We start from the raw sequence: 12435 nt of genomic DNA, 5'->3' as shown, positions 1-12435 counted from the left end.
TTTCGCGAGGGGGACGTTGTGGGATGACAAGCCGGGGCAAACGTCACCCTCGCGTGGTCGCGACCGAGACCGCGAAGGTGTAGCGGGACGCGCGGTAGAGGTGGTGGCCGAATTCCACCGCGACCCCTCGCTCGTCGTACGCGACCCGGGTCATGGTGAGCAGTGCGGCCCGCCGGCCTTCTTGCAGTGCCTGCGCTTCGGCGTTGCTCGCGTTCTTCGCGCCAATGGTCTGGGAGGCCGTGCACAACCGGATCCCGGCGGCCTTCAGCAACTCGTACAGCCCGGCGCGTTCCAGATCTTTCTTTGTCAGTCGGACAAAACCGGCTGGCAGGAAATTGGTGAGCAGGGCGAGTGGCTCGCCCTGCGCGCAACGCAACCGTTTCAGGCGTACGACCCCAGTGCCCGGCTCGATGCCAAGGTGATGCGCGACCACGTCGTCGGCGGTCGTGTTCTGCAGCTCCAGCACCGAAGTGGTCGGGGTCTGGCCCGCCGCGGTGAGGTCGTCGTAAAGGCTGGTCAGCTCCACCGACCGGCGGACTCGGTTGGCGACCACCTCGGTGCCGACCCCGCGTTTTCGTACGAGCAGGCCCTGGTCGACCAGATACTGGATGGCCTGGCGCATGGTCGGCCGGGACAGACCGAGCTGGCCGGCCAGCTGGATCTCGTTCTCCAGCCGTGACCCGGTCGGCAGCTCGCCGGTCTCGATCGCCGACTGCAGCTGCTCGGCGACCTGGAAGTACAGCGGCACCGGGCTGGACCGATCCACCTTCAGGGCAGGGACCACCACCGGTGCCACCTCCCATTCTCACCCATGTGACGACGTCAATATGTCAGGACAAACTATTGACCTCGGAGCCGGCTTGGGCAACCCTGTGAACGGGTTCACACACAAAGCCGAAACAGACAGGGTGCTCGCGGATGAGAATCGGACTGGTCGGGACCGGGCGAATCGGCAGCTTTCATGCCGACACGCTGCATACCCATCCCGAAGTCGAGTCGATCGTGGTGGCCGACGTGGATGCCGCCCGGGCACGTCAACTGGCGGACAAGCTCGGCATCCAGGCGACGGACACGGTCGAGGAGCTTTTCGGCAGCGGCATTGACGCGGTAGTGATCACCGCCGGCACCAGCGCGCATGCGCCGCTGATCCACCGCGGGCTGGACGCTGAAATCCCGGTTTTCTGCGAAAAACCGGTCTCTCCGGACGTGCCGAACACCCGTGCGGTGGTGGACCGCGTCGCGGCCGGCGACGTGCCGGTGCAGATCGGGTTCCAGCGCCGATTCGATCGCGGCTACACCCGGGCGCGACAAGCGTTGCAGGCCGGTGAACTTGGCTGGATTCATACCTTACGAGCGGTGACCGCGGACGCTTCGCCGCCACCGGCGGCATATGTGCCCACTTCTGGCGGACTTTACCGCGACTGCAGCATTCACGACTTCGACATCATCCGTTGGGTGACCGGTGCGGAGGTCGAGACGGCGTACGCGCTGGGCAGCAACCAGGGCGACAAGTTCTTCGCCGATGCCGGCGATGTGGACACCGCGGTGGCGATTCTCAAGCTCGGCAACGGGATTCTGGCCACCGTGTCGGCGACCCGCTACAACGGCGCTGGCCACGACGTACGGCTGGAGGTGTGCGGCTCGGCCGGTGGCTTGGTGGTGGGGTTGGACGACCGGGCCGCGCTGATGTCGGCCGAGCCTTCGATTTCCTGGCACCAGGCCGAAACGCCGTACCAAGGCTTCCTCGAGCGTTTCCACGACGCGTATATCGCTGAATTGAACGCTTTCATCGAAGTGGTGGCCGGCCGGCAGCCGAGCCCCTGCACCGCTGAGGATGCCTTGCGGGCCTTCTATATCGCCGAGGCATGCCAGCTGTCGAAAGACACCGGGCGCCCGGTGGAGGTCGCGCAGGTGCGCGCATGAGCGAGGCGTACGAGGTGCTGACCATGGGCAGGATCGGCGTGGACATCTATCCGCAGCAGATCGGCGTCAGCCTCGACGAGGTCACCTCCTTCGGTAAATATCTGGGTGGCAGCGCGACAAACGTGGCCGTCGCGGCGGCGCGCTACGGTCGCCGGTCGGCGGTGATCACCCGGACAGGTGCGGATCCGTTCGGCAAGTTCATCCACACCGCCCTGCGTGGGTACCAGGTCGACGACGCATTCGTGACCGAGGTGCCGTCGCTGCCGACCCCGGTGACCTTCTGCGAGATCTTCCCGCCGGACGACTTTCCCATCTATTTCTACCGTTTCCCCAAAGCGCCGGATCTGGAGCTGACAAACTCCGCGGCCGAAGTGGCGGCGATCGACGCCGCCGGCATTTTCTGGGTGACGGTCACCGGGCTGTGCGCCGAGCCGAGCCGAAAGTCCACCTTGGACGCGCTGAAAAGACGGAACCGGTCCGGGATCACCGTGCTGGATCTGGATTATCGGCCGATGTTCTGGGAGTCCAGGGAACAGGCGCGGGAAGTTGTCCAGCAGGCGCTGCCGTACGCGACAGTGGTGGTGGGCAACCAGGACGAGTGCGACACCGCCGTGGGGACGCGCGAGCCAGCCCAGGCCGCGACCCTGCTGCGCGACTACGGAGTGGATCTCGCGGTAGTGAAACAGGGACCGCGGGGCGTGCTCGCGGTGGACGCCAAGGGATCCGTGGAGGTCCCGCCGGTCCCGGTCGACGTGGTCAACGGCCTCGGTGCCGGCGATGCTTTTGGCGGCGCGCTGTGCCATGGTCTGCTGTCCGGGTGGGACACCGAGCCGATCATGCGCTATGGAAATGCGGCTGGCGCGATCGTGGCTTCCCGGCTCGCCTGCTCGGACGCCATGCCCACTTCGCCCGAAGTGGACGCGTTGCTGGCAGGATCGCCCCATGCCGGTTAAGGATCTGGACGAAGTGCTGGAGCTGCGGGTTCGCGACCCGGAGGCGATCGAGCGGGCCGCGCTGGAGCGGCAGCGCCGGCCGTGGCTGCCAGCAGGCAGTAACTCGCTGATGATTATCGCCGCCGATCACCCGGCCCGCGGCGCGCTGCGGGCCGGCGACCGGCGGCTCGCGATGGCCGACCGTCGGGACCTGATCGGCCGGCTGCGGATCGCCCTGGAACGGCCCGGGGTGGACGGCATTCTCGGCACCGCGGACATCATCGAGGACCTGCTTTTGTTGGGAGCACTGGAAGACCGAGTGGTGATCGGCTCGATGAACCGCGGCGGCCTGGCCGGCACGGTTTTCGAGATCGACGACCGCTTCACTGGCTACCGGGCCGATGCGATCGTACGAATGGGCCTGGACGCGGGGAAAATGCTCCTCCGGATCGATCCGGAAGATCCGAACACCGCGCCCACGCTGGAATCCTGCGCGCACGCGGTGGACGAGCTGGCGGCCGCTGGGTTGCCGGCCGTGGTCGAACCCTTCCTGTCGCATCGGATGGAAGGGCACGTACGCAACGACCTTTCCGCCGAGGCGATGATCCGGGTGATTTCGGTGGCGTCCGGGCTGGGCGGCACTTCGGCTTACACTTGGCTGAAAGTGCCGGTTGTGCCGGACATGGAGCGGGTCATGCAGGCGTCGACGCTGCCGGCTTTGCTGCTGGGCGGCGAGGTTTCCGAGCGTCCGGACGAGACTTTCGAGCAGTGGCAGCAAGCGCTCACGCTCCCGACCGTGCGCGGGCTGGTGGTCGGGCGGTCGCTGCTGTATCCGGCCGATGACGACGTGTTGACGGCCGTGGACACCGCGGTCAGCCTTCTCCCGAGAGGAAACTGACATGAGCTCGGCGACCATCCGGTTGACCACCGGGCAGGCGCTGATCCGGTTCCTCAGCCGGCAGTGGACCGAGCGGGACGGCGTCGAGCAGCGACTTTTCGGCGGATGTTTCGGAATCTTCGGCCACGGCAACGTGGCCGGCATCGGGCAGGCGCTGCTGGAACACCAACTTGCTGGCGACACCGAGAAACTTCCGTACTATCTGGCCCGCAATGAGCAGGCGATGGTGCATGCAGCGGTCGGTTACGCGCGCATGCGCGACCGGCTGTCCACCTTGGTTTGTACGACCTCGGTTGGTCCAGGTGCCACCAACATGGTCACCGGCGCCGCGCTCGCGACCATCAACCGGATACCGGTGCTGTTGTTGCCCAGCGACACTTTCGCGACCAGAGTGGCGAATCCGGTGTTGCAGGAGCTGGAGGACCCGCGCTCGTACGATGTGACCGCGAATGACGCTTTCCGGCCGGTCAGCCGTTTCTTCGACCGGATCCACCGACCCGAACAGCTCATCCCGGCGGCGCTGGGGGCCGTCCGGGTGTTGACCGATCCGGCCGAGGCCGGTGCCGCCACCCTCGCGCTGCCCGAAGATGTGCAGGTCGAGGCGTACGACTGGCCGGTGGAGTTCTTCCGCCGTCGAGTGTGGACGGTGGCCCGGCCCCGGCCGGATCGATCGGTTCTCGCGCGTACGGTGGAAAAGATCCGCACTTCGCGGCAGCCGATCATCGTCGCTGGTGGCGGGGTGATCTATTCTGGAGCGACCCAGGAGTTGGCCGCTTTCGTCGAGGCGACTGGCATCCCGGTCGGCGAAACCCAGGCAGGCAAGGGATCCCTGCGCTGGGACCATCCGAGCGCTCTGGGGGCCATTGGCGCGACCGGCACGCCAGCGGCCAACGCGCTCGCTGCCGAGGCTGACCTGGTGATTGGCATCGGCACCCGCTACAGCGATTTCACCACCGCGTCGAACTCGGTTTTCGGTCATCCTGACGTTTCTTTCGTGAACGTCAACATCTGTGCCTTCGACGCGGCCAAACAGTCTGGGCTGATGGTCACCGGCGATGCCCGGGAAACCCTCGCGGAGGTGCGAGCCGCGCTGCCGGACTGGAGTGTTGAGCCTGCGTACGCACAACGGGCCGTCGAACTCTCGCAGCGGTGGCAACGATCCGTGGACGAGCTCTATCGCGGCGATGCTACCCAGGCCGCGGTTATCGGGGCTGTCAACCAAGCCGCCGGTGAGCGGGACGTGGTGATTAACGCGGCCGGCAGCATGCCCGGCGACCTGCACAAACTCTGGCGGCAAACGGATCCGAAGCAATATCACGTCGAGTACGGCTATTCCTGCATGGGCTACGAAATCGCCGGCGGGTTGGGCGTGAAGATGGCCGCGCCGGACCGCGAGGTCTTCGTGCTGGTCGGCGACGGCTCGTACTTGATGATGAGCCAGGAGATCGTCACCGCGGTCGCCGAGGGCATCAAGCTGATCATCGTCCTGGTGCAGAACCACGGCTTCGCGTCGATTGGCGCGCTGTCGGAGTCGGTCGGCTCCCAGCGTTTTGGCACCAGCTATCGTTACCGCAACCCGAAAACCGGGCTGCTGGACGGGGACCAACTGCCGGTGGACCTGGCCGCGAACGCGGCCAGCCTCGGCGCGCAGGTGATCCGGGCGTCGTCGATCGGCGACTTGGGCGCGGCGCTGGAAAAAGCCAAAGCGTCGGACGTGACGACCGTCGTCCACGTCGAAACCGATCCGCGGGCCGCCGGGCCGGAGTCCTCCGCCTGGTGGGACGTGCCGGTGGCCGAGACGTCCACATTGGACAGCACCCGCGAGGCGCGGGCGTCGTACCAGCGGGAAAGGCGCGCACAGCGCCGCTACCTCTGACCCCCCAGGAGAGGTCCACAAATGAAAAGGTCACGTCTTATCAGGATCGCGGCGGTGGCTGCGTTCGCCGTGCTCGCGGCGGCTGGCTGCAGCAGCACTGGGGGAGCGCAGGCGAACCAGCCGGCCGGCGGCGTCGGAGCGGGGAAGGCGAACACCCCACCGCTGAAGATCGCCTTCATCACCCACGCGGCGGCCGGCGACACTTTCTGGGACGTGGTGCGCAAAGGCGCCCAAGCCGCGGCCGCCAAGGACAACGTCACGCTGCTCTATTCCTCGGACGCGAGCGCGCCGAACCAAGCCACCCTGGTGCAGAACGCGATCGACCAGAAGGTCGACGGCATCGCGGTCACGCTCGCCACTCCCAACGCGATGCAGGCGGTGGTGGGCAAAGCTGTCTCGGCGAAAATCCCAGTGGTGGGACTGAACGCCGGCATCTCGGACTGGAAGAAGTTCGGGATGATGGAGTATTTCGGGCAGGACGAGTCGATCGCCGGCGAGGCCTTCGGGACGAAGCTGGCGGGGCTGTCGGCCAAACATGTGCTGTGCGTCATACACGCCCAGGGACAAGTCCAACTGGAAGACCGTTGCGCTGGCCTGAAGAAGACTTTCACTGGCACCACAGAGAATTTGTACGTCAATGGCGCCGACCTGCCGTCGGTGCAGAGCACCATCACCGCGAAACTGCAGCAGGACAAGAGCATCGACTACGTGGTGACGCTCGGCGCGCAGTTCGCCACCACCGCGGTGACCGCGGCCAAGAACGCCGGCAGTTCGGCGAAGATCGCCACTTTCGACCTGAACAAGGACCTGATCGCCGCGATCAAGGCCGGCAGCATCCAGTTCTGCGTTGATCAGCAGCCATATCTGCAGGGATATCTGGCGGTCGACGCGCTGTGGCTCTACAAGGTCAACGGAAATGTGACTGGCGGCGGGCAGGCTGTGCTGACCGGCCCGACCTTCGTCGACAAGAGCAACGTCGACCAGGTCTCGCAGTTCGCCGCCGGTGGCACCCGCTGATGAGTCACGCGCTGGTAAAAGACGCGCCTGCGGCGGTGGGACCGGCGAAGAGCTCGTTGCTGCGCCGGTTCCTCAGCCGGCCGGAGGTCGGCTCGCTGCTCGGCGCGGTCGTGGTCTTCGTGTTCTTCTTCGCGCTGGCACCGACTTTCCGTAATATCGACTCGATGGCGACGGTGCTCTACCAGAGCGCGACGATCGGGTTGATGGCCGTACCAGTCGCATTGTTGATGATTGGCGGCGAGTACGACCTGTCCGCCGGCGTTTCGGTGACTACTGCGGCACTGGCCGCCGCGATGTTCAACTACCAGTTCAACACCAACGTCTGGGTTGGTGTCGGGTTCTCGCTGGTGCTGGCGCTGGGCATCGGGTTGCTGAACGGCTATCTGGTGGTACGAACCAAACTGCCGAGCTTCCTGATCACGCTCGCGACTTTCCTGATGTTGCAGGGTCTCAACCTCGCCGTCACCAAGCTGTTGTCCGGTGGAGTGGCCAGCAACAACATCTCCGACATGGCCGGATTCGACGGCGCCCGCGCGGTTTTCGCCGCCGAGATCCCGATAGGCGGCGATGGCACGGTCAGCATCGCGGTGCTCTGGTGGATCATCTTCGTCGCGGTGGCAACGTGGATCCTGTTGCGTACGCGCCAGGGAAACTGGATTTTCGCGGTGGGCGGCAAGCAGGAAAGCGCCCTTGCGGTCGGCGTTCCGGTTAAGCGTACGAAAATCGGCCTGTTCATGGCGGTCGGTTTCACCGGCTGGTTCACCGGAATGCATCTGCTCTTCGCATTCAACACCATTCAGGCCGGTCTTGGCGTCGGCAACGAGCTGCTCTACATCGCCGCCGCGGTCATTGGTGGTTGCCTGCTCACCGGCGGCTTCGGCTCCGCGGTGGGCTCGGCGATTGGCGCGTTGATTTTCGGGATGACGACACAGGGAATTGTCTACGCCGGGTGGAACCCGGACTGGTTCAAGTTCTTCCTCGGAGCGACGCTTTTGTTGGCGACCCTGGTGAATATCTGGGTCCGGCGGCGGGCGGTGAAACAGTGACCCTGCCCACGGTGAAACTGACGGATATCGGGAAGCGCTATGGCAACGTCACCGCGTTGGACGGGATTTCCCTGGAGGTCTCGCAGGGCGAGGTGACCTGCATCCTTGGCGACAACGGCGCCGGCAAGTCCACCCTGATCAAGATCGTCTCCGGACTGATCCCGCCGGACTCGGGAAGCTATCAGGTTTCCGGCTCAGCTGTACGATTCTCGTCGCCTCGGGAGGCGCTGGCGCTCGGCATCGCCACGGTCTACCAGGATCTGGCACTGGTGCCACTGATGCCGGTCTGGCGAAACTTCTTCCTGGGCTCGGAAATCACCAAGGGCGCGGGTCCGTTCCGGCGCCTGGATATTCCGGCGATGCGTCGTACGGCCGATGTCGAGCTCAGCAAGATGGGCATCAATCTGGCTGACGTGGACCAGCCGATCGGGACGTTGTCCGGTGGCCAGAGCCAATGCGTGGCGATCGCCCGTGCGATTCATTTCGGCGCCAAGATCCTCATCCTGGATGAGCCGACGGCCGCGCTCGGTGTCAAACAGTCCGGTGTCGTGCTGAAATACATCGCGGCGGCCCGGGCCGCCGGCATCGGGGTGATCTTCATCAGCCACAACCCGCACCACGCGTATCTGGTCGGAGACCGGTTCATCATTCTCAACCGTGGCGGTCTCGCGATGAACGCCACCCGCGACGAGATCACGCTGCCCGAGCTCACCCACCAGATGTCCGGCGGCAGCGAGTTGGAGGCGCTGGAACACGAGCTTTCCCGCTGACCGGTCGGCTCGCGGGACAAACCGCTGGAAGGACGATCACCACCGTGCTAGAGTGTGCGCCATGAAGCGCGCAGCGATGACGACGACGCCGGACATTGTCCCGGCGCGCTGATATTTGTCTAAAAGCCCGGGGCGAGTGCCCCGGGCTTTTTGCTGTCTGGTGGCTCGCCTCACATCCGCGAGGAGACCAGCATGTATGACCACCGCAAGCTCGGCCGTGAGCTGGGCATTTTCGACACCGATCCACTGATGGGCGCTGGCCTGCCGTATTGGCTGCCGGCCGGCGCGATCGTACGGCACACCCTGGAGGAATATGTCCGGGAATCCGAGCGCCGGGCCGGCTACCAGCATGTTTACTCGCCAGTGCTGGGAAAACGGGAGCTCTACGAGATTTCCGGGCACTGGTCGCATTATCAGGAGGACATGTTCCCGCCGATGGATCTCGGTGGTGAACAGGTCGTGCTGCGGCCGAGCCTTTGCCCGCACCACGCGCTAATCTACCGTTCTCGCTCGCACAGCTATCGGGAGCTGCCACTGCGGATAGCCGAGTTGGGTGGCATGTACCGGGCGGAATTGTCCGGAGTGCTCGGTGGATTGACCCGCGTACGGGCGATTCAACTCAATGACGCCCACATTTTCTGCACCGTGGAACAGGTCGCCCAGGAGGCTGGCGCGGCGCTGGACCTGATCCTGCGGGCGTACGACGCTCTCGGCATCGTGCCAGTCCGCTACCAGCTATCGCTTCCTGGGCCTGGAAAGAAGTATCTTGGCGATCCCCAGGCGTGGCGCCGGGCCACCGAGCTGCTCATCGAGGTGCTGGACAAATCCGGGGTGGACTACGAGTCGGCGGAGGGAGAAGCGGCCTTCTACGGGCCGAAAATCGACATCCAGATCGCGGACAGCTTGGGCCGTGAGTCGACCCTTTCCACCGTACAGGTCGACTTCCACCAGCCCGAACAGTTCGACCTGCACTACATTGACTCGGACGCGACCAAAAAACGGCCGGTAATGGTTCATCGCAGCATCATCGGCAGCCTGGAAAGGGCCGTCGCGCATCTCATCGAGGTGCATGGCGGCGCCTTCCCGGCCTGGCTGGCGCCGGTCCAGGTGGCGGTTTTCCCGTTGTCCGACGCCGAAGTCGCGCCAGCCAACGCGTTCGTACGCCAGTGCCTCGACCGCGGGCTGCGTGCCGAGGTCGTGGTGGAGGGGAGCCTGGGCGCGCGCGTACGAGCCGCCCGCCACGTGCCGTACCAAGCCGTCATCGGTGCCAGGGAAGCGACCAGCGATTCGATCGCTCTGCGGCTGCGGGATGGTCGTCGGCTGGATGCGTTGCCAGTCAACGAAGTCCTGTCGCTGATCGGCGCCCAGGTCGATGCTCGGAGTCACCTTCTAGTCCAGGAGGAAGAAGTCTGATTCCTCGACAGGGAGTTGGCGGTGCTCGCGGCGGCCGCGGACCTCGACGTGCATCTCGATGGGCGTACGGTCCAGCACGGCCTCGATCAGGGTCGCGATGAACCGGTCCGCGCTCAGGTCCGCAGGCACCGCGTCGGTACGGATGGTGACGCCGTCGAAATCGGCGTCGTCCCATTCGGCCAGCACGATCGAGGTCGCGTCGTACACGTCGGACTCGACCCGGAGTTTGCGCAGCATGTCCAGTGCCTTCTCGAAAGTCCCGGGCTCGTCGAGCACCGTGGACCGGAGGACGAAAAGGAAGCCCATCGCGGCCATCGGATAGCGGCCGCGCAGGTTTTTGGCGTCTCCGTACGACTCTTCGAACCGGTTGGGCAGGTTGTTACGGAAGGACGACACCATCGACTTGGTGGAAACCAGCAGCTCCGGTCCGCGAGCCCACTGTGAGATCAGCACGTCGACCTGTTTCACGTACGCGCGGCCGAGCACCCGCGCGTCCGAGGGCGCCACTGTTTTGTTGCGCAGCAAGTGATCGCGGGCGGCCGGCTGCAGCGAGCGGGGCAGCCGGTCAATGAAGATGCCAACCTCGCGGGGGAGCACCCGCGGCTTGGTAAGCCGCGGCCATACCTCGTCCGGTGGGAAGCCGGCACGGCGCAGCTCGTACGCGGTCCAGGCGTCGATCGCCTTGGCCAGCCGGCCGGACTCCGAACCGCTGCCGTCCCTTACCGGAATGGCCAGCAGGGTAGCCAAAAGATCATAGTCGGCGACATAGCGCGGTGGGTCGGCGTCCGGCGCCCACGGGTCCAGCGGCGGCCGCACCCGGATTTCCTTCTCGAAGGAGTCGAAGACGTCTTCCTTGCTGGCCATCACATCCGCGCTCCAGCGCCGCGCGCCACCCGGCGGCCGTGTAGGTCGGCATGCGCGCTTCGCAGCGCGGTGAGGTCTTTGCGGCGCAACCCAAGATGGCGGACCAGCAGCACCTCGTCGACCAGCGCGGCCGCATCGGTGACCGAACCCGTACGCAATGCTTCGGCGACTCGCGGTTGTAGCGCGAGCAGCTCGTCTCTGGCCGCCAGCAACAGATCTTTCGCCGGCACCGGCAGTTTGTCGGCCTCTTTTGGCTCCAGCTTGAGCATCCCGCCACCATACGCCCGGCCGACGACCTCGGCGCCGAGTAATGTCATCGCGTTGAGAGCCGCGACCGGCAGCAGGTCGAGACCGGTTTTCACGTACCCAGAACGCAAATAGAGGCCATGCACGGAGTTGAGGTGGTGCACCCTGGCTCGGTTGGCGCACAGCCGCGGAGTGTCGGCATTCATATACGTCAGGAGCAGATGTGCCGGCGGCACCAGCGGGACGCGCCACCAGGGCGTACGAACGCGGCACTTATAAGCATTGTCGATGCCGACCTGTTCGCCAGCTTTTATGTAGAGCCGGGCCGGTTCGGACGGGTCGCCGGGCGGCCGGAAGAGATGGGTGGCGCGGCCCTGCGCGCCGAGGTCGCGCCACGCCGCCGACGTGAACGCGAGTCCGCGCAGGTGCCGCGAACCCGGCGGCGACAGCGGAATCAGCTCGTCCGGCGGTAGTTCCTTCTCGGCGATTTCTTCTGGGGAGAGCGCGAAATAGCGGTTGTTGCCGGTGACCATGCCGAGCGTGGTGTCGCCCCACGTCTCCAGCTCGGTGAAACCGGTGATCGCCGCAACGGCGGCCTGCGCGGTGTCCGGCAACAGCGACGCGGTCCATTTGTGCCCGGGCGTGGGCGGCACCCAGCGGCGGCCGACCGCGCTGTGCAGGTCGCTGAGATTGGTCGCCTGAAAAAGCTCGCAGTGACCGGTCGGGCCGCGGTCGAAACCGTCCGCCAGCAGCAGCACGACTTCTTCCATCACCCCTGGGAAAACTCGCTCGGTGAACAGCACCAGCCGGACACTTTTGAAGCGGGTCATCAGAAACCGCCGAACCCCGGCGGCGTAGTTGACGCTCAGCAACTCGGCCGGCAGCACCAGGCCGAGCCGGCCGCCGGGTTTGAGGAAAAGCGCCGCGTGCACGGTAAAAGCGGCCCAGGAGGAGGCCAATCCGCTCAGTGACACGCCAGCTCGCAAAGCGGCGGCCTGTGACCGTACCCGTGCCTGGCCGGTGAAGTCCTGATAGCGCACGTACGGCGGGTTGCCGACCACCGCGTCATAGCGTGGCGTCGGGTCGAGGGTGAAGAAGTCGGCGACCCGGATCTTCGCGGCCGCGGCCGCGCTGGCCAGCCTGGTCCGGGCGCCGGACGCGCTGGCAGCGTGCATCTCGACGCCATGCAACTGCCGCTCATCCGCCCGACCGCCCAGCTCAGCCAGCCGACGGGCCGCCGCCACCAGGAAAGCCGCCTCGCCGCAGGACGGCTCCAGCAACACGTCGGAAGGACCGCGCAGCGCCCAATCCACGACGTACCGACACAGCTCCGGCGGGGTGAAGAAAGCCCCCCTCGCCTTGCGCGCTGCGCTCGGGTCGATCGCGGTCATGCCCACGCCCTTATCCTCGCCCACCGGCGGCCCTGGCTCGCCCAGCGCCACGCACGGCG

General features: G+C 65.8%; 11 protein-coding genes. 8 read left to right on the top strand and 3 right to left on the bottom strand.

The window, feature by feature from the left end:
• Positions 1 to 43 precede the first annotated feature (43 nt).
• Positions 44 to 784, bottom strand: coding sequence for a GntR family transcriptional regulator (locus tag ABD301_RS33515; protein WP_163572428.1), 741 nt, complete (start codon positions 782 to 784; stop codon positions 44 to 46).
• 134 nt (positions 785 to 918) lie between these two features.
• Here ABD301_RS33515 and ABD301_RS33510 point away from each other — a divergent pair, with 134 nt between their 5' ends.
• From ABD301_RS33510 to thrS, 8 genes are all read left to right on the top strand, one after another.
• Entirely contained in the window at positions 919 to 1923 is a 1005-nt protein-coding gene (locus tag ABD301_RS33510) for a Gfo/Idh/MocA family oxidoreductase (RefSeq protein ID WP_344314228.1), read from the top strand.
• Positions 1920 to 2876 carry a 5-dehydro-2-deoxygluconokinase gene (gene iolC / locus ABD301_RS33505; protein WP_344314227.1) on the top strand — a complete coding sequence of 319 codons (957 nt, stop codon included), beginning with the start codon at positions 1920 to 1922 and terminating at the stop codon, positions 2874 to 2876. The genes ABD301_RS33510 and iolC overlap by 4 nt, the downstream gene beginning before the upstream one ends.
• Positions 2866 to 3753, top strand: coding sequence for a Cgl0159 family (beta/alpha)8-fold protein (locus ABD301_RS33500; RefSeq protein WP_344314226.1), 888 nt, complete (start codon positions 2866 to 2868; stop codon positions 3751 to 3753). The genes iolC and ABD301_RS33500 overlap by 11 nt, the downstream gene beginning before the upstream one ends.
• A 1-nt stretch (position 3754) precedes the next feature.
• Positions 3755 to 5629, top strand: a complete 1875-nt coding sequence (iolD, locus tag ABD301_RS33495; protein WP_344314225.1) for a 3D-(3,5/4)-trihydroxycyclohexane-1,2-dione acylhydrolase (decyclizing) — start codon at positions 3755 to 3757, stop codon at positions 5627 to 5629.
• Positions 5630 to 5650: 21 nt separating this feature from the next.
• On the top strand, positions 5651 to 6646 hold the full coding sequence (locus ABD301_RS33490) for a substrate-binding domain-containing protein (protein ID WP_344314224.1): 996 nt from the start codon (positions 5651 to 5653) through the stop codon (positions 6644 to 6646).
• A complete protein-coding gene (locus tag ABD301_RS33485) occupies positions 6646 to 7692 on the top strand; it encodes an ABC transporter permease (protein WP_344314223.1) in 1047 nt (348 codons plus the stop codon). The genes ABD301_RS33490 and ABD301_RS33485 overlap by 1 nt, the downstream gene beginning before the upstream one ends.
• A 2-nt stretch (positions 7693 to 7694) precedes the next feature.
• Positions 7695 to 8462 (top strand): ATP-binding cassette domain-containing protein, encoded by a 768-nt coding sequence (locus ABD301_RS33480; protein WP_344314292.1) that lies wholly within the window; start codon positions 7695 to 7697, stop codon positions 8460 to 8462.
• A gap of 150 nt (positions 8463 to 8612) precedes the next feature.
• Positions 8613 to 9875 carry a threonine--tRNA ligase gene (gene thrS / locus ABD301_RS33475; RefSeq protein WP_344314222.1) on the top strand — a complete coding sequence of 421 codons (1263 nt, stop codon included), beginning with the start codon at positions 8613 to 8615 and terminating at the stop codon, positions 9873 to 9875.
• Here thrS and ABD301_RS33470 read toward each other — a convergent pair.
• Positions 9852 to 10739, bottom strand: a complete 888-nt coding sequence (locus tag ABD301_RS33470) for a hypothetical protein (RefSeq protein ID WP_344314221.1) — start codon at positions 10737 to 10739, stop codon at positions 9852 to 9854. The two genes, thrS and ABD301_RS33470, sit on opposite strands and share 24 nt — an antisense overlap.
• Positions 10739 to 12376, bottom strand: a complete 1638-nt coding sequence (locus ABD301_RS33465; RefSeq protein WP_344314220.1) for an N-6 DNA methylase — start codon at positions 12374 to 12376, stop codon at positions 10739 to 10741. Before ABD301_RS33465 ends, ABD301_RS33470 begins: the two co-directional genes overlap by 1 nt.
• Positions 12377 to 12435: the final 59 nt, after the last annotated feature.

It is taken from the genome of Fodinicola feengrottensis (genome assembly GCF_039530045.1).
Lineage (GTDB): Bacteria > Actinomycetota > Actinomycetes > Mycobacteriales > HKI-0501 > Fodinicola > Fodinicola feengrottensis.
Note: the sequence above shows the minus strand (reverse complement) of the source record. Positions and strands in the feature narration are given on the sequence as shown.

Coding starts and splice junctions, on each gene's coding strand:
- ABD301_RS33510 (WP_344314228.1), top strand. CDS start 919: ATGAGAATCGGACTGGTCGGGACCGGGCGAATCGGCAGCTTTCATGCC.
- iolC (WP_344314227.1), top strand. CDS start 1,920: ATGAGCGAGGCGTACGAGGTGCTGACCATGGGCAGGATCGGCGTGGAC.
- ABD301_RS33500 (WP_344314226.1), top strand. CDS start 2,866: ATGCCGGTTAAGGATCTGGACGAAGTGCTGGAGCTGCGGGTTCGCGAC.
- iolD (WP_344314225.1), top strand. CDS start 3,755: ATGAGCTCGGCGACCATCCGGTTGACCACCGGGCAGGCGCTGATCCGG.
- ABD301_RS33490 (WP_344314224.1), top strand. CDS start 5,651: ATGAAAAGGTCACGTCTTATCAGGATCGCGGCGGTGGCTGCGTTCGCC.
- ABD301_RS33485 (WP_344314223.1), top strand. CDS start 6,646: ATGAGTCACGCGCTGGTAAAAGACGCGCCTGCGGCGGTGGGACCGGCG.
- ABD301_RS33470 (WP_344314221.1), bottom strand. CDS start 10,739: ATGGCCAGCAAGGAAGACGTCTTCGACTCCTTCGAGAAGGAAATCCGG.
- ABD301_RS33465 (WP_344314220.1), bottom strand. CDS start 12,376: ATGACCGCGATCGACCCGAGCGCAGCGCGCAAGGCGAGGGGGGCTTTC.